Source organism: Arthrobacter sp. 260, from assembly GCF_013116745.1.
Taxonomy (GTDB): Bacteria; Actinomycetota; Actinomycetes; order Actinomycetales; family Micrococcaceae; genus Arthrobacter_D.
This window is the reverse complement of record NZ_JABFOE010000013.1, coordinates 41,398-58,475: the sequence shown is the minus strand read 5'-3', so window position 1 is coordinate 58,475 and position 17,078 is coordinate 41,398. Positions and strand designations below refer to the sequence as shown.

Annotated in this window: 15 protein-coding genes; 8 read left to right on the top strand and 7 right to left on the bottom strand. The window is 65.9% G+C overall.

All coding sequences use genetic code 11. The features are described from left to right. Window positions 1–70: 70 nt before the first annotated feature. From HMI57_RS14355 to HMI57_RS14335, 5 genes are all read left to right on the top strand, one after another. Window positions 71–2,524 (top strand): helicase-associated domain-containing protein, encoded by a 2,454-nt coding sequence (locus tag HMI57_RS14355; RefSeq protein WP_171586683.1) that lies wholly within the window; start codon window positions 71–73, stop codon window positions 2,522–2,524. Then, window positions 2,517–4,160, top strand: a complete 1,644-nt coding sequence (locus HMI57_RS14350) for a DNA repair helicase XPB (RefSeq protein ID WP_171586682.1) — start codon at window positions 2,517–2,519, stop codon at window positions 4,158–4,160. The genes HMI57_RS14355 and HMI57_RS14350 overlap by 8 nt, the downstream gene beginning before the upstream one ends. A gap of 63 nt (window positions 4,161–4,223) precedes the next feature. After that, window positions 4,224–4,934, top strand: coding sequence for a response regulator transcription factor (locus HMI57_RS14345; RefSeq protein ID WP_171586681.1), 711 nt, complete (start codon window positions 4,224–4,226; stop codon window positions 4,932–4,934). 59 nt (window positions 4,935–4,993) lie between these two features. After that, a complete protein-coding gene (locus HMI57_RS14340) occupies window positions 4,994–6,394 on the top strand; it encodes a HAMP domain-containing sensor histidine kinase (RefSeq protein ID WP_216607511.1) in 1,401 nt (466 codons plus the stop codon). Between the two features lie 87 nt (window positions 6,395–6,481). Continuing rightward, window positions 6,482–6,772, top strand: coding sequence for a WXG100 family type VII secretion target (locus tag HMI57_RS14335; protein WP_171586679.1), 291 nt, complete (start codon window positions 6,482–6,484; stop codon window positions 6,770–6,772). A gap of 90 nt (window positions 6,773–6,862) precedes the next feature. Here HMI57_RS14335 and groL read toward each other — a convergent pair whose 3' ends face one another. The 4 genes from groL to HMI57_RS14315 all read right to left on the bottom strand — a co-directional run bounded on the left by groL (window position 6,863) and on the right by HMI57_RS14315 (window position 10,270). Next, entirely contained in the window at window positions 6,863–8,500 is a 1,638-nt protein-coding gene (gene groL / locus HMI57_RS14330) for a chaperonin GroEL (RefSeq protein WP_171586678.1), read from the bottom strand. A 187-nt stretch (window positions 8,501–8,687) separates the two neighbouring features. After that, window positions 8,688–9,281: a GNAT family protein gene (locus HMI57_RS14325; protein ID WP_171586677.1), complete on the bottom strand. Its 594-nt coding sequence runs from the start codon at window positions 9,279–9,281 to the stop codon at window positions 8,688–8,690. Window positions 9,282–9,299: 18 nt separating this feature from the next. Next, the gene (locus HMI57_RS14320) at window positions 9,300–9,935 is read right to left on the bottom strand and encodes a LytR C-terminal domain-containing protein (RefSeq protein WP_171586676.1); all 636 of its coding nucleotides are present in this window, start codon (window positions 9,933–9,935) and stop codon (window positions 9,300–9,302) included. 50 nt (window positions 9,936–9,985) lie between these two features. Beyond that, window positions 9,986–10,270 (bottom strand): DUF3263 domain-containing protein, encoded by a 285-nt coding sequence (locus HMI57_RS14315; protein ID WP_346655226.1) that lies wholly within the window; start codon window positions 10,268–10,270, stop codon window positions 9,986–9,988. Window positions 10,271–10,414: 144 nt separating this feature from the next. Between HMI57_RS14315 and HMI57_RS14310 the strand changes: the two genes are divergently transcribed. Next, complete coding sequence (locus HMI57_RS14310; RefSeq protein WP_171586674.1) at window positions 10,415–11,197, top strand: uracil-DNA glycosylase; 783 nt, start codon at window positions 10,415–10,417, stop codon at window positions 11,195–11,197. A gap of 3 nt (window positions 11,198–11,200) precedes the next feature. Here the strand turns inward: HMI57_RS14310 and HMI57_RS14305 are convergent, their stop codons facing one another. Both HMI57_RS14305 and HMI57_RS14300 read right to left on the bottom strand, forming a co-directional pair. Then, on the bottom strand, window positions 11,201–12,913 hold the full coding sequence (locus tag HMI57_RS14305; protein WP_228721128.1) for a threonine/serine exporter family protein: 1,713 nt from the start codon (window positions 12,911–12,913) through the stop codon (window positions 11,201–11,203). Between the two features lie 48 nt (window positions 12,914–12,961). After that, window positions 12,962–14,035, bottom strand: coding sequence for a peptidoglycan bridge formation glycyltransferase FemA/FemB family protein (locus tag HMI57_RS14300; protein WP_171586673.1), 1,074 nt, complete (start codon window positions 14,033–14,035; stop codon window positions 12,962–12,964). A 197-nt stretch (window positions 14,036–14,232) separates the two neighbouring features. Here HMI57_RS14300 and HMI57_RS14295 point away from each other — a divergent pair, with 197 nt between their 5' ends. Then, window positions 14,233–15,237: an aldo/keto reductase family protein gene (locus HMI57_RS14295; protein ID WP_171586672.1), complete on the top strand. Its 1,005-nt coding sequence runs from the start codon at window positions 14,233–14,235 to the stop codon at window positions 15,235–15,237. After that, entirely contained in the window at window positions 15,234–16,079 is an 846-nt protein-coding gene (locus tag HMI57_RS14290; RefSeq protein WP_171586671.1) for an NAD(P)-dependent oxidoreductase, read from the top strand. The genes HMI57_RS14295 and HMI57_RS14290 overlap by 4 nt, the downstream gene beginning before the upstream one ends. Before the next feature lie 118 nt (window positions 16,080–16,197). Here the strand turns inward: HMI57_RS14290 and HMI57_RS14285 are convergent, their stop codons facing one another. Further along, window positions 16,198–17,028: a tryptophan-rich sensory protein gene (locus HMI57_RS14285; RefSeq protein WP_171586670.1), complete on the bottom strand. Its 831-nt coding sequence runs from the start codon at window positions 17,026–17,028 to the stop codon at window positions 16,198–16,200. Between the last annotated feature and the right edge of the window lie 50 nt (window positions 17,029–17,078).

Genomic DNA, 17,078 nt, shown 5'->3' with positions numbered 1-17,078 from the left:
GCTCGGTCCCGTCTACTGACGGCCCTTCGAGGGAGGTGCCGTCACAGGTAGACGGGGTAACGTTGTCATAATGTCCGCTATCCGCGATCTGGCCTCCGATTTGGCTGCACGGAGCGACGCCCGGCTCCGTGACCTTCTCACGGCGCGCCCGGATCTGATTCTTCCTCCAGTGCCCGACTTCGCCGCGCTTGCCGCCAGGGCATCCACCCGGATCAGCGTCCAGCGGGCCCTGGAAAACCTCACCGAACCCGAACTCGACGTCCTGACGGCCGTACAGCTGACCGCTCACTCAGACACCGGCCAAAGCACCACCGCGGGCTGGCTCCGCACGGAAATCGCTGGCGCCACCGTGAAGGTCCTCGACGGCATCCTCGCCCACCTGCATTCCCTCGCCCTGGTCCGCCGCGCCCCGCCCCCCGGGGACGCCCCCGACGCCGACCGGAACCGCCGGTTCTACCTGCCAGTGCAATCGCTTGGCGAGGCGCTGGGCCCCTACCCCGCCGGGCTCGGCCGCGAACTGCCGCAGCTGGCCCGGTTGCTGCCCAGCTACGCCCAGCGGCTCCCGGCCGCTGTGGAACTGCTCCGCGGGCTGGGCCTCGACGTTCCCGTGGCCGGCACTGCAGCCACCACCGACGACGCCGCGGCGGTTGTCCAGCGGGCGGTGTCCTCCCCCGCCAGCTGGGAAACGCTTCTGGCGAAGGCTCCCGAGCGGACCGGCGACCTCCTCGGCAGGCTCAGCGTCTCGGCGGTGGGCACCTCACCGGCCGCCGCCGGCGACGATTCCTCTCCCATCCAGTGGTTGATCCGGCACGGGCTGCTGGCCCGGCTCGACGCCAACCACGTGGAACTGCCGCGTGAGGTGGGCCGTGCCTCCCGGGGGCACGTGATCATCGGACGCTTGCGGGCTGCCCCTCCGACCCCGGACCTGGGCGCCATTCGCACCAGCCTGCGGGACAACGCGGCGCACGGCGCCGTCGCCGAGACCCTCCGCCTGATCACCGAACTGGTGGCAGTGGTCGGCGAGCACCCGATCGCCACCCTGCGGTCCGGAGGGGTGGGCGTCAGGGAGATCCGCCGCCTCGCTGAGGCCCTGCGGGTGGACACCGATCAGGCGTCCTGGCTGGTGGAGCTTGGCGCCATTGCCGGCCTCCTGGCCCTCGACGTGGATACCTCCCGCTGGCGGGTCGAACCGGGCATGCCCTGGCTCACCCAGGACCGGGTGGAGCAATGGCGGCGGCTGGTGACAGCCTGGCAGGACGCACAGCGCGCACCAGCCCTCGTCGGATCCCAGCTGACCGCAGGCACCACCATCAACGCGCTGGCCGCGGAGGCCGCCAGGCCGGACGCGCCGCACATCAGGTCCCGGATGCTCGCGGCGCTGACGGCGCTGAGCACCGCCGCCGAGGGGGGACCCGGCGACGACGGGCGGGCTCCGGTCCTCACGGAAAACGCGGTGGTCGAACGGCTGACGTGGAGCCAGCCCCGGCTACAGAGGCGCTTTGTGCGCCTGGTTCCGGGCATGATGGCCGAGGCCACACGACTGGGTCTGCTCGGATCCGGCGCGCTCACCGAGCTGGGTGCGCTGACCGCCGAGGGGAAGCTCGACGACGCCGCCGCCGTCCTGCGCTCCGCCCTTCCCGCACCGTTGCGGCACTTCATGCTCCAGGCCGATCTGACCGCCGTCGCCCCCGGTTACCTGGAACCCGAAGTTGCAGCCGAGCTGGCACTCCTGTCGACCCCCGAGGGGCAGGGACCGGCCAGCATCTACCGGTTCTCGGCTGACTCGCTGCGGCGCGCCTTCGACGCCGGGCAGGACGCCCCATCCATCCTGGCGTTCCTGGGGCGACACTCCGCTACCGACGTTCCGCAGCCCCTGAAGTACCTGGTGGATGACACCGCATCCAGGTACGGCAGGCTTCGCGTCGGACGGGCCAATAGCTACGTCCGCAGCGACGACGACGCCGCACTGTCAGCGCTCCTCACCGACCCCCGGGCCGCCGCCCTGGGCCTGGTGCAGCTCGCGCCCACCGTGGTCGTGTCGCAGGCGTCCGGCCCCGAACTCGCGGCGGTCCTGCGCGACCTCGGCTATGCTCCCGCCCTTGAAGGGGCACCCCTGCAGCCGACAGCCGGGCGGTCCGCCTCGGCGGGTGGCGCGGGGTCGCCGTCGTCGTCGCGGGTGACCGTGAACCCGTGGACGCTGTCGGCGGAGGACATCACGCACCAGGTCGAAGTGCTGCGCGGCGCCGGCACCTCACCGGCCAACGGGATGACCACTGCGGAGAGCGATACCCTGCTGGGGCTGGAAACCCTCCGCAAGGCCATCCGGCTCCGCAGCCCGGTCCGGCTCGGCTTTGCCGACAGCCAGGGGAATTCCACCCGCCAGGTCCTTGTTCCACTATCAGTGTCCGGCGGCAGGGTGCGGGTCATCGACCCTGCCAACGAGGTGGAAAAAGTTGTCTCGATCCACCGGATCATGGACGTTGAACTACTGACACTCGATGAAGGGGCAGCAACCGATGCCTGACGGCCCACTGATCGTCCAGAGCGACAAGACCATCCTGCTCGAGGTGGACCACGAACAGTCCACCGAGGCGCGGCACGCGATTGCCGCCTTCGCCGAGCTTGAGCGCGCCCCGGAACACGTCCACAGCTACCGGCTGACGCCGCTGGGCCTATGGAACGCCCGGGCCGCCGGCCTCGATGCCGAACATGTCCTCGACACCCTCCTGAAGTATTCCCGGTTCCCGGTGCCGCATGCCCTCCTCGTCGACATCGAGGAGACCATGTCGCGGTATGGCCGGCTGCGCCTGGAGAAGGACGACCAGCACGGTCTGGTCCTGCGCACGAACGACTACCCGGTGCTCGAGGAGGTGCTGCACGCCAAAAAGATCCAGCCCCTGCTGGGCCCACGGATCGATGGCGAGACAGTGGTGGTGCACTCCTCACAGCGCGGTCAGCTCAAACAGCTGCTCCTGAAACTGGGCTGGCCTGCCGAGGACTTCGCCGGCTACGTGGACGGAACCCCTCACCCCATTGCCCTGCTGGAAGACGGCTGGACACTCCGCCCGTACCAGAAACTGGCGATGGAGAACTTCTGGGCTGGCGGGTCCGGCGTCGTCGTCCTGCCCTGCGGTGCGGGGAAAACCTTGGTCGGCGCGGCGGCCATGGCCATCTCCCAGACCACCACCCTGATCCTGGTGACCAACACGGTCTCCGCCCGGCAGTGGAAAGAGGAGCTCCTGAAGCGCACCTCACTCACCGAGGATGAGATTGGCGAGTATTCGGGTGCCGTCAAGGAGATCCGGCCAGTCACCATCGCCACCTACCAGGTGCTCACCCTCCGCCGCGGCGGCCTGTACCCGCACCTGGAACTGTTGGACGCGAACGACTGGGGTCTGATCGTGTATGACGAGGTGCACCTGCTGCCCGCCCCGATCTTCCGGATGACCGCCGACCTGCAGGCACGACGCCGGCTCGGCCTGACCGCCACCCTGGTGCGCGAGGACGGCCGGGAAGGCGAGGTATTCTCGCTGATCGGGCCCAAGCGCTATGACGCACCGTGGAAAGACATCGAGGCGCAAGGGTACATTGCGCCCGCGGACTGTGTTGAGGTGCGCGTGGACCTGCCCCGCGACGAACGGGTGGCCTACGCGATGGCCGAGGACGGCGACAAGTATCGCCTGTGTGCGACATCGGAAACCAAGACCGGCGTCGTCGAGAAGCTCGTCGCAGCCCATCAGGGCGAGCAGCTGTTGGTGATCGGGCAGTACATTGACCAGCTGGATGAGCTCGGCGAACGCTTGAACGCGCCGGTCATCAAGGGCGACACCTCGGTAAAGGAACGGCAGCGGCTGTTCGGGGAGTTCCGGAACGGGGAGATCCACACGCTGGTGGTCTCCAAGGTGGCCAACTTCTCCATCGACCTACCGGAAGCATCAGTTGCTATCCAGGTTTCGGGGTCCTTCGGATCCCGCCAGGAGGAGGCCCAGCGGCTGGGACGCCTGCTGCGTCCCAAGGCCGACGGCCGGGCTGCCCGGTTCTACACAGTGGTGGCCCGCGACACGATCGACCAGGACTTCGCGGCCAAGCGGCAGCGTTTCCTCGCCGAGCAGGGCTACGCCTACCGGATCATGGATGCTGCAGACATTCCTCAGGGCTGACATACGGGAAGCTCACACTGGCCATCCAGAGAACTCCCAGAGTCTGGGAGGATACTGGGAACTGTGAAAAAGACTGGACCAGAGGCAAAACTTCTCGTTGTCGATGACGAGCCGAACATCCGCGAGCTCCTTTCCACCTCGCTCCGGTTCGCCGGTTTCGACGTGGTCGCGGCCGCCAACGGCCGGGAGGCGCTCGCTGCCGCGGAGACCCACAACCCGGATCTGGCGGTCCTGGATGTCATGCTGCCGGACATGGACGGTTTCACTGTGACCCGCAGGCTCCGCGCCGCCGGCCGCCACTTCCCGGTGGTGTTCCTTACCGCCCGTGACGATACCGACGACAAGGTCACCGGCCTCACCGTTGGCGGCGACGACTACGTCACGAAACCCTTCAGCCTCGACGAGGTGGTGGCCAGGATCCGCGCCGTCCTGCGCCGTACCCAGCCGATGGACGACGACGACGCCGTGATCCGCGTTGACGACCTCGAGCTCGACGACGACGCCCATGAGGTGCGCCGCGCCGGCGAGATCATCGACCTCTCCCCCACCGAATTCAAGCTGCTGCGCTACCTGATGATGAACCCCAACCGGGTGCTCTCCAAGGCGCAGATCCTCGACCACGTGTGGGAATACGACTTCAACGGTGACGCCTCGATCGTCGAGTCCTACATCTCCTACCTGCGGCGCAAGATCGACAAGAACCCCGACGCCACGGCGCTGATCCAGACCAAGCGGGGCGTCGGATATCTGCTGCGCACCGCCGACAAGCGGTAGCCCTCGACGTGATCGATCGGTGGAAAGCCGCATCACTGCGCACCCAACTGGTGGCCACCATGACTCTGCTCATGGTGGTCACTGTTGCGATCACCGGCATTGTCACCGTGTCCCTGCTACGCACCAATCTCATCGAGCAGATGGACTCGGACATTCTCGCCAATGCACCCAATGTGGCGCAGAACATCGTCCCCGACGGCACAGCTGACGGATCCTTGCTGAGGTTCTACGGCGAACTGAGGAACGAGGACGGGCAACCGCTCCGCGCGACCGTCTCCCAGGAATCGACCGATATTCCCGACATTCCGGAGCTCACCGTCGAACAGGTCCAGGCGCGGGGACAGAACGGGTTCACCGTCCCGGGAAGCGTCAGCGGCAGTCCGGGGTGGCGGGTGGTGCTCTTTGCGCTGAGAAACGGGCAGGGCAGCGTGGCTGTGGCCTCCAGCCTCTCGACGGTCAACCGGTCGCTGGAGGAGGCAGGCCAGATCATCTTCGCCGTCGGGCTCGGTGCCACCATGGTCGCCAGCGGCATTGCATTCATTGCGGTCACCCGGCAGTTCCGGCCGCTGGGCAGGGTGGAGCGCACCGCCGCCGCGATCGCTGCCGGAGACCTGTCACGACGCGTCGAAGTGGAACGGCCCGCCACCGAGGTGGGGCGGCTGTCACGCTCACTGAACGCTATGCTCGCGCATATTGAGGCGGCGTTCTCTGCCCGCACCGAATCCGAGCGCAAGATGCGACGGTTCGTGGCCGACGCCTCGCATGAGCTGCGCACCCCCCTGGTGACCATCCGAGGGTTCTCAGAGCTGTACCGCCACGGCGCCCTACAGAACGACGACGACGTCCGCGCCGCCATGGGCAGGATCGAAAGCGAAGCGAAACGGATGGGCGAACTGGTGGAGGATCTGCTGACCCTCGCCCGGATCGACGAACAGCGGCCGCTGGAATCCGAGCCGCTTGACCTGGTCATTTTGGGTAACGACGCCGCGCTGGACGCCCGTGCCATCGCCCCGGACCGCGAGATCACAGTGATCGGCCTCGACGGAGGCCCGGCCCGGCCTGCACCGACCGTCGGGGACGAGGCGCGGCTTCGGCAGGTGGTAGCCAACCTGATGACCAACGCCCTCCGCTACACTCCCGACGGGACACCCATTGAAATCGCCGTCGGTGTGGCTCCGGTAATCCATGGCCGGATGGACTCGGTCATTGAGGTGCGTGACCACGGCCCCGGAATTTCCGAGGAGGACGCGGCCCGGGTCTTCGAACGGTTCTACCGCGCCGACTCGTCCCGGTATCGGGAGACGGGCGGTACCGGCCTTGGACTGGCCATCGTGGCGGCGCTGGTGGCCCAGCATGATGGTTCGGTGCGTCTGGAGGAGACGGAAGGTGGCGGCGCCACCCTGTCCATCAGGTTGCCCTACACGGCCGTCGAGGCAGACTCGTCCTCCACAGCGTCCTGAGTTTGGTGGGGTTTGCCCACACTTCGCCGCCTGCCCGTTCACGGCGGCGCTCCCCGGCCTAGGGTCAAGGGGGAAAGGAGGACAACAATGGCAAACTTCCAGGTCGATACTGACGCCCTCGTGGCCAAGAACAGCGAGGTGCAGGGAACGATCACCCGCCTGCAGTCCGAGGTGAACGCCATGCAGATGGGGTTGCAGGAGCTGGAGCAGCTGTGGCGTGGACAGGCCGCGGCCAACTTCCAGCAACTGGTCATCCAGTGGCGGGCCACCCAGGCGAGGGTCGAGGAGTCACTGGCCGAGATCAACCACTCCCTCTCGGTCGCCACCCAGCAATACGTGGACGCCGAACTGAGCAACGCACGCATGTTCCAGTACTAGCCGGTTAACGCCGGAAGGACGGCACCCCCTTCAGGGATACCGTCCAACCGGTTACAGCCAGGTGAGGTGCGAAACCTCAGGGGGTGGGGACTAGAAGCCGCCCATACCGCCCATGCCGCCCATTTCGTCGCCGCCGCCGCCGCCAGCTGGAGCCTTCTCAGGCTTGTCAGCTACTACGGCTTCGGTGGTGAGGAACAGGCCAGCGATGGAAGCTGCGTTCTGCAGTGCGGAGCGGGTGACCTTTACGGGGTCGTTCACTCCGGCTGCCAGCAGGTCTTCGTATTCGCCGGTCGCTGCGTTCAGGCCGTGGCCTGCAGGCAGTCCACGGACCTTGTCGACAACAACGCCTGGCTCAAGACCAGCGTTGAAGGCGATCTGCTTCAGAGGTGCGTCGATGGCAACGCGGACAATATTCGCGCCGGTTGCCTCGTCGCCTTCGAGCTGCAGCGATGCAAAAGCCTTGGCGCCAGCCTGAATCAGGGCTACGCCGCCACCGGCGACGATTCCTTCTTCGACTGCAGCCTTGGCGTTGCGGACTGCGTCCTCAATGCGGTGCTTGCGTTCCTTGAGCTCAACCTCAGTTGCGGCTCCGGCCTTGATGACTGCAACGCCGCCAGCCAGCTTGGCCAGGCGTTCCTGCAGCTTCTCGCGGTCGTAGTCGGAATCGGAGTTCTCGATCTCGGCGCGGATCTGGCTGACGCGACCGGCGATCTCGTCGGCGTTGCCTGCACCCTCGACGATGGTGGTCTCGTCCTTGGTAACAACAACCTTGCGTGCGCTGCCCAGGAGGTCAAGGGTGGCGTTCTCCAGCTTGAGGCCAACTTCTTCAGCGATGACCTGGCCACCGGTGAGGATGGCGATATCGGCCAGCTGGGCCTTGCGGCGGTCGCCGAAGCCTGGAGCCTTGACGGCAACTGACTTGAAGGTGCCACGGATCTTGTTGACCACCAGGGTGGCCAGCGCTTCGCCTTCAATGTCTTCGGCGATGATCAGCAGCGGCTTGCCGGACTGCATGACCTTCTCGAGGACAGCAACCAGGTCCTTGACGTTGGAGATCTTCGAGTTGACGATCAGGATGTATGGGTCTTCGAGGACCGTTTCCTGGCGCTCGGCGTCGGTGACGAAGTAGCCGGAGATGTAGCCCTTGTCGAACCGCATGCCCTCGGTGAGCTCAAGCTCCAGGCCGAAGGTGTTGGATTCCTCGACGGTGATGACGCCTTCTTTGCCAACCTTGTCCAGCGCTTCGGCGATGAGATCGCCGATCTGCTGGTCACCGGCAGAGATGGACGCGGTTGCGGCGATCTCTTCCTTGGTTTCGATTTCCTTGGCGGAGGCGAGGAGCTCGCGAGTGACGGCTTCGACAGCCTTCTCGATGCCGCGCTTCAGGCTCAGCGGGTCGGCGCCGGCGGCAACGTTCCGCAGGCCTTCCTTGACCAGTGCCTGTGCCAGCACGGTAGCGGTGGTGGTGCCGTCGCCGGCGACGTCGTCAGTCTTCTTGGCGACCTCCTTGACCAGCTCAGCGCCGATCTTTTCGAACGGGTCGTCCAGTTCGATCTCCTTGGCGATGGAAACACCATCGTTGGTGATCGTGGGGGCGCCCCACTTCTTTTCAAGGACTACGTTGCGGCCGCGTGGGCCCAGCGTTACCTTGACGGCGTCGGCGAGGATGTTAAGTCCTCGCTCAAGGCCGCGGCGTGCCTCTTCATCAAAAGAAATGATCTTGGCCATAGTGGCTTAGGTCCTTTCGGGGACAGTCCTGCTTATCAGCAAACTTATGCTCACCCGCTGTGGTGCCCGCGACGGACGGGCAACATCCTGACGATCTCTTTACGTCCTGACGCGGCCCTCACCACAGAGGTGTGCGATTCACTCGCCAGCCGCCGACGGTTAGCAGTCAGCGGCATAGAGTGCTAACTCAATAATTAGCACTCTGGCTGCTTGAGTGCAAGCGGAGCCCGGCCCATTGAGCACGCGTCACACCGTAGACAACCGAGTCGTACACAGTGCCGCGCACCACCCGGGCGTCACGGAATCTGGCTTCCTCGGTCCACCCGATTTTGAGCCCTACGCTGCACATCGCGTGGTTCCCGTACCAGGTGGAAAAGTCGAGGCGTCGGAACTTCGTTGCGGCGAAGAGGTAGTCCGCCCAGAGGGTGAGTGCCTCGCTTCCGACCCCGCGTCCGCGCTGCGACGGGTCATGGACGGTGATCCCGGCCCGTGGCCATTCGGTTTCCTCTGATTCCCAGTGCCAGGAAACGGTCCCAATGAGGTGGTCTGTCCGAGTGTCAGCGATCACCATCCGGCGTCGGACTGCCGGCCATTGACCGGCCGCAAGCTGCCCCGCGAGGCGCCCCACAGCGTCGTCGGCTTCCTGCGGAGTGGGAGGCGGAAAGTACGGCCCATCCCACTGGTGCCACTCCTGGTGAGGGCGAAGCCATTCGCGGTAAGCGGAAAGATCAGCGGAGGACCAGTCGCGTAGCCGGACCTTCTTGCCCTCGAGTATCAGCATGGGGTCCGCCGCCCGCGCCTACTGGAAACCGGGGCCGACCACTACTGTGACGTCCGGTGAGACCTCAGTAGTCTCGATCAGGGTCGGAATCCCGAGCACACCGCCCAACTCCTGCGCCGCTTCAAGCTGGGAGGCGTCGTTGTAGAAGATGACCGAGTTCTGCAGGGGCACTCCACCCCAGTCGGCGATCTCTCCCACGGTCCACCCGTCAGCTGTGACCCGATCGGCGGCCAGAGTGGCCTGTCCCCCGATCCCGGTGGCGTTGTAGACATTCACCGGCTCGGAGCGGTCAATGCCGTCCGGGTCCGCGGTGGGAGTCGGCTCGGCAGTCTCCTCCTCGGTCGGCTCATCGGAGACGGGGTCGGACGGAGCCGGTTCGGACGGGTCGGTACCGGCCGTAGGACTGGACGATGCGTCGCCGGTGGAGGTTGCCGTCGCCGCGGACTGGCCGGATGTCGGTTCCGCACCGCTGCCAAAGCCCAATCGGGGAAGGATGAAGAAGGCGGCGAGCCCGACGGCGAGCGCCAGTACTCCGACCAGGATTTTCAACGCGAGCCCGCTGGAGCTCGGCGGCACCAGCCTTTCCCGGTGGACTCCCTGCCGCGAGGCGGATTCAGGGATTTTGTCGAACTCGTCCCGGGGGTATTGGCTCATCTGCTGCGTTGTCCTTGGTTTGGGCGCCTGTTACGTCTCGAGAAGAGACGTTAAATGTCAGCGCCGAGGCGGCGGGCTGAGCGAGCACGCTGACGGGATGTACGTAGTCTACGCAGTCGCTTCACCAGCATGGGATCGTGGGCGAGAGCCGCCTCGGTATCGATCAGGGCGTTGAGGATTTGGTAGTAGTGGGTGGCCGACAGGTCGAACAATTCCCGGATCGCCTGCTCCTTGGCGCCCGAGTATTTCCACCATTGACGTTCCAGGGCAAGCATCTGCTGCTCCCGATCGCCCAGGTCCCCTACCCCCGGGCGCTGGTCCGGGGGTGGCTGCACGGCGTTATCCGCACCCGCTGCTTCCGTCACTGTCCACCGCCCCTTAGCAAAATGCAGCCCGCTTTCACGCTGCCTGATTGCTCCCCATGGTAATTGGGAATAACAAGGTTGTCATTTAGTGCAGGTGGGCCGCAGGATGGGAAGATGTCGGATCATCAGGCTGCCCTCTTCCCGGAACCCGTGGCTGCCCCCGCCGCACCCCCGCGTGCATCATCCTCGGCGAAGCAGCACAGCGAACCATTTCCCTTCGCTGCGCCCAGCACGGTGGCCGACGTCGTCCATCCCAGCTGGGCAGCAGCGCTGGCGTCCGTGGAACCCGACCTGCACCGCCTGGCTAGTGACCTGCAGACCGAGGTCGACGCCGGTCACCAGATCCTGCCCCAACCCGCGGACATTCTGCGCGCCTTCAGCTACCCCCTGGAGGAGGTCAAGGTGCTCCTCATCGGCCAGGACCCGTATCCGACGCCGGGTCACGCCGTCGGACTGTCGTTCTCGGTGTCCGAGCGGACCCGACCGCTGCCGAGAAGCCTGGCGAACATTTACCGGGAGCTCGCCACTGACACGTCGGTGGCGGTTCCCGCTCACGGAGACCTGACCGGCTGGGCCGAGCAGGGTGTGATGCTGCTGAATCGGGTGCTGACGGTCCGCGCCGGCGACGCCGCCTCGCACCGGCGACTGGGCTGGGAAGCGGTGACCAGCGCGGCCGTCCAGGCGCTGGTGGCGAGGAACACTCCCCTGGTCGCCGTGTTGTGGGGTCGCGACGCCCAACAGGTGAAGCCGCTGCTTGGGGACACCCCCACTGTCGAGTCGGTCCACCCCAGCCCGCTGTCGGCGTCGCGCGGGTTCTTCGGCAGCCGTCCCTTCAGCCGGACCAACGACCTCCTCGCCGAGCAGGGCGCCAGCGGCGTGGACTGGCAGTTGCGCTAGGACCTACCGCCGCCGGTTGCGGCGTTCGTTGCTGCTGGCTCCCTTGGTGAGCGGGCGCGCCAGGTTGTCCCCGAGCACCACGCCGCCAGCCACCGCCAGGATGATGGTCAGCGCGTTGAACAGGGTGTTGGTGCCGTCCCCGATGAGTTCCGTCTCGATGGTCAGCCCGTACATCGACCGGAACACCATCAGCCCCGGATAGAGGAACATGACTGCGGGGACCGCCACCACCAACTGGGGCGCCCCCATGCGCAGCGCCACCACCCTCGCCAGCATGCCAATCAGCACTGCGGCAACCGCTGGGGCAAGGCGGTAGCCCACCCCCAGGAAGATCACCAGCGAGTAGAGCAGGAACCCCGTCACCCCGATCAGCGAGGTGGGGATCACCAGCTTCATATCCGTTTGCTCGGCGATGCAGATCATGCCGACCGCAATGAACACCAGCACGGCGACCACCGGGAGGGGGTACAGGGAGCCCACGGAGGTGGATAGTTCCAGCTCCGGGATGCCGATCAGGGCGCCCGCGACCAACGCCACGGCGAGGCCCGAGACGATCGCAGCGAACACCAGGAAGGCTGACAGATACCGGCCCGCGGCGGTCACGGGGAACCCGTTGATCGCGTCCTGGGTCGCAGAGACAAGCCGCCCGGTCGGCAGCAGGAGCAGGATGCCACCGACCACCACGAACGACGGCGCCACCCCAATATCGAGCCACCAGAAGAACATGGCGACAATCGTCACCATGCCGGAGGAGGTGGCCACCGCGAAAAACTCCGGGACGCGCCACTTGCCCAGTTGCCGCAGGAGAAGGTCGACGCCGATGCAGCTGGCAAAGCTGATCAATGACTCGAGCGGGGTACCACCGATGAACCCCACGATGGCGGCACCGAAGATGCCGAAGGCAGCGGTCACCATCCACCGCGGGAACGGTTTGGGTTTGTGGGTGATCTCCTCGAGCCGCGTCACGGCCTCGATCCGGGTGGTGCCGCCGTCGACAATGTCGGTCACCAGCTGGTGCACCTTCAGGAGTCCGGCGTAGTTGTTGGTCCACGATCGGACGACACGCAGGACGGTGACCGGTGTCTGGTCCTTGGCCGAGTAGTTGAGGATGACTGACTGGTTGGTGATATCCACTTCGATGTTGTCCAGCCCGAAGGCGGCGGTGACCGCGATGATGCTGGTTTCGACCTCGAGTGCGCCCGCGCCGTACCTGAACATTGTCTCGGCGAGGCTCAGTGCGAAGTCAAGGGTCCGTCGGGCGTTGATGTCCGGCCCGGACGCCTGGATGGTGGGATTCGCGTAGGGGCTTCCCGCGAGCCGCTCCACGATACTCATGGCCTGCGTGGGCGGGGCCTCCCCCTGGACCAGCCGCCGGAGGACCTTGCGGGCAGCGGCGTTGGACCGGTCGGGACGGACCGAACGCGGAGTGGTGGGCAGCGCGTCAGTGGGCGTCGAATAGGTCCGGCGGTCCGGCTTGGCGGCTGCCGGGCGCGGCCTGGCCTTTCCTTTGGCCGACGGGCCCCTGGCTGGCTTGCCCGGGCGGCCCACGGATCCCGGAGCGTCAGGAGTTCCCGGCAGCGCGTGGACCGGCCGGGACGCGGGTGCCGCCACGCTGGCGGGGGTCCCGGCGGTGGGGATGATGGGAAGTTGCTGGGCTACCGGCGCCGGATTGGTGTCGGGGTTGCGCCCATCGTCTGACTCGGTCTTTTCACCCATGGGATTCACCCCTTCATCCGGTGTGCCCGCCCGTGGCGGGAGTGGTGGTTAGTAGAACGGCTGATGGTGTCGGCGCCAGTAGATTTGCCGGGCGACTCGTTCCCCGATGGCATTCCACAGTCGATACTTCCACGCGCTGAGCGGAAGGTCATAACAGCCGACAAAGTCCGTCACAGTCTTGGTGAAGCTGGTCTTGAACAGCCCCAGTCCATGGTGCGGATGGGAGGTGTCCTTGAGCCGGTCGCTGGGCGGTGTGCCGCAAAAATCGTATTCGACGATGCCGAACTCTTCCTTGAGGTCGGTGATCGCCTGCCATTGCACCAGGTGGGAGTCGCCGTACTGGGACCGCCTGGGTTTGGAGCCGCCGTCCTTGTACGTGCCCTTCAGCCCGTAGTTGATCACAAACGCGCCAACCGACGGTTCGCCGTCCTCATAAACGAAGTACAGGCGTCCCTGACCGGCGTCGGCGAAGTTCTTCCAGAACCGGCTGTAGTACTCGTAGGAGCGCAGCTTCGCCGCGGACCGGTCCTCAATGTGGGCCATCAGCGCGTACATGGTGCGGAAGTTCTCGTCGGTGGGATCCATCCGGCGCACCTCAACACCCTCCCGGATGGCGCGCCGCACCGCGTTGCGCCCTCGTGAATGCAGGTTGCGCAACAGCTGGTTGGGCTCCGGTGTGGTGTCCAGGAGGGCCGTGTGGTCGTTCGGCTGCAGGTCGAAGGTCTTGATCAGGCCCGCGGCCCGGAACTGACGGTCGACGTCGTCGTCGGCGGGGATGTCCGGCTCCACCTTGATGGCGAACACATTGTGGCGTCCGGTGCGGACCAGTTCCCGGCAGGCGTCGAGGACGGCGGGGACATGCGACGGGTCGGCGACGTCGGGGCCCTTGATGAGGTACCAGAAGGCACCCAGCAGGGGGAGCCGCTTTTCGATCACCAGATTGTAGGTGGTGTAGTCGGCGCATTCGAAGACCAGGAAACGGGGAGTCCACCCGTGGTGCGACTTCACTTCGGCGAAGGATGCCGACTGGAGTATGTTTCCGCCGTTGGGGTTTGCCGTCACCAGCGCGTCCCAGTTGTCCCGCTCCTCGGCCGTGGCTAGACGCGCGGTGAACTTAACCAAAATCCCTCAATCAGTGGTGGTGACACAAAGACAATTCAGTGTAACGGCTGGCCCGCTTGGCGTTGGTCAGCCAGCAGGCTGCGCCGGGAGCGCCGGTGTCCGGCCAACGATCCCTGTGGGGAAACTGGTCACCTTAGGCAACCGACACCGCGATGTGATCCTCCTCATTCAGCTGATGGTGCCCTAGCATCGGAAGCATGGACTATCGATACCTCGGAAACAGTGGACTCAAGATTTCAGAAATCACCTACGGCAACTGGCTGACCCACGGATCGCAGGTGGAGAACGACGTCGCCACCCAGTGCGTGCGGGCGGCCCTGGATGTGGGCATCACCAGCTTTGACACCGCCGACGTGTACGCGAACACGGCGGCTGAAACCGTGCTCGGTGAAGCACTCAAGGGCGAGCGGCGGCAGTCGCTGGAGATCTTCACCAAGGTTTGGGGGCCCACCGGACCCAAGGGGCCCAACGACTGCGGGCTCTCCCGCAAGCACATCATGGAGTCGATCAACGGATCCCTGGAACGCTTGCAGACCGACTACGTGGACCTCTACCAGGCGCACCGCTACGACCACGAGACTCCGCTGGAGGAGACCATGCAGGCGTTTGCCGACGTCGTCCGCCAGGGCAAGGCCCTGTACATCGGGGTCAGCGAATGGGACGCGCGACAGATCCGGGCAGGCCATGAACTGGCGAAGGAACTCGGCTTCCAGCTCATCTCCAACCAGCCGCAGTACTCGATGCTGTGGCGAGTCATCGAGGGCGAGGTGGTGCCGGTGTCCGAGGAACTGGGTCTGTCCCAGATTGTCTGGTCCCCCGTGGCCCAGGGTGTGCTGACCGGGAAGTATCAGCCGGGTGGCACCCCGGAGCAGGGGTCCCGGGCGGCTGACGACAAGGGCGGCTCGAACATGATCAAGCGGTGGATGTCGGATGAGACACTCACCGGTGTGCAGAAGCTCCAGCCCATCGCCGACGAGGTGGGCCTGACCATGGCGCAGCTGGCCGTCGCGTGGGTCCTGCAGAACAAGAACGTGGCAGCCGCGATCATCGGTGCGTCCAAGCCGGAGCAGGTGAAGTCCAACGCCGTCGCCTCGGGCGTAACCCTTGACGCCGAGGTGATGACGAAGATCGACGACGCCGTTGGCTCAATGGCCGAAACCGACCCCGCCAAGACCGTCTCCCCCGAGCAGCGCCCAGCATGAGGCTCGCCGTAACCGGTGCCAGCGGGAAACTGGGCAAGACAGTGGTGTCGGTCCTGCGGGCCGCCGGGCACGACGTCACCGGAATGGATGTACTCGGCGAACGCGGCCCCGGCTTCGTGAAGGTTGACCTGACCAATTACGGGCATGTCATCGACGCGTTCTCGGGAGTTGACGACAGGCACCAGGGCTTCGACGCAATCGTTCATCTGGCAGCCATTCCGGCGCCGGGGATCTACTCGGATGCCGCCACCTTCCACAACAACATGCCGTCCACCTACAACGTGTTCCAGGCGTGCCGGCGACTGGGGATCAAGAAGATCGTCTATGCCTCCAGCGAGACGGTGCTGGGGTTGCCGTTCGATCAGGACCCGCCGTACATCCCCGTCGACGAGGAGTATGCGGCCCGCCCGGAAAGCACCTACTCCCTGGTGAAGCACCTCGAAGAGCAGATGGCGATCCAGCTGACCCGCTGGGACCCCGAGCTGAGCATCACGGCCCTGAGGTTCTCAAACGTCATGGACCCGGAGGACTACGCGAAGTTCCCCTCGTTCGACGAGGACCCGATGGCCCGGAAGTGGAACCTGTGGGGATACATCGACGGCCGCGACGGCGCGCAGGCGGTGCAACGGGCGCTGGAGAACGCCGGGCCGGGTTTCGACCGGTTCATCATTGCCGCGGCTGACACGGTGATGAGCCGTTCCAGCACATCCTTGGCGGCCGAGGTGTTTCCTGACGTCGACGTGGTGAAGGAAGTGGGCGAGCACGAGACCCTGCTCTCCATCGATCACGCTCGCCGCGTGCTGGGCTTCGACCCCCAGTACAGCTGGCGCGACTACGTGTAAGTGGGTCGATCACGTGTAGCTGGCACTTTCAGCGACACCGCAGCCGCCGAGGGGTGAGATAGGGCGGGTTCGGGAATCCCAGACCCGCCCAGCCTCTCCCCTCGCGGTGTGTACTGGCTCAGGCCGTGCGCGGTACAGCTTCTAAGCGGCGTTCCGAACGCACCCTGATGGCGATCGTGGCGAGCACGATGACCGCGGCGACGACGGCGGCCGTGATCGACGTCGTCGCCGACTCCATCTGGCCGCCGGTACGCCCGACGGCGATCCAGGTCAGCCCCCAGCCGATCGCCGCAGCCACCGCGAGCCGGCCGTTGCCCTTGACCGCCAGGCCGACGCCGACCAGCGCCACGACGAGCAGCACCCCGACTGCCCACAGCTCGGGGCTGAGGCCGAAACCGTCGAACCCCGCTGCCGACAGCGCCGCAGCAATGTTGGCGCACACTGCGACCGACACCCAGCCCAGGTAGAGGCCGAGCGTGCCGTCGACAATCGCTGCCTCCAGCCACGACGCGGCGGGGCGTGAACTGTAGCGGAGGAACACAACGGTCAGGACGGCTAGCAGCACCAGGATCACGAGCACGCTGGCGTTGAGCCAGCCCGCCTGAATGCTCAGGATCCACGCGGCGTTCAACAGCATGGAAGCTGCTACCAGCCAGCCGAACGCCCGCTGACGCGGGCTGGCCTTCTGGGCCGGCAGCCACTGCCACACGGTATAGGCGACCAGGCCGAGGTACACGACGCTCCAGATGGAGAAGGCGGCACCGGCCGGAGCGAGCAGCGTGGCATCCGAGCCGAGGGCGCCACCCGCCGCCTCCGCGATGGGCGTACCGCCAAAGACGCCGACGCCAATCATGGAGCCCACCACGCAGACGATCATGCTCATTGTGACCGCCAGTTGGCGGTACAGATCGGAGCCGGTGGTTGTCCTGGGCGACAGGTGGGAAGTCATGTCTCCATTCAACCCGAGCCGCGACGAGGAAACTATCTCTTTGATCAACT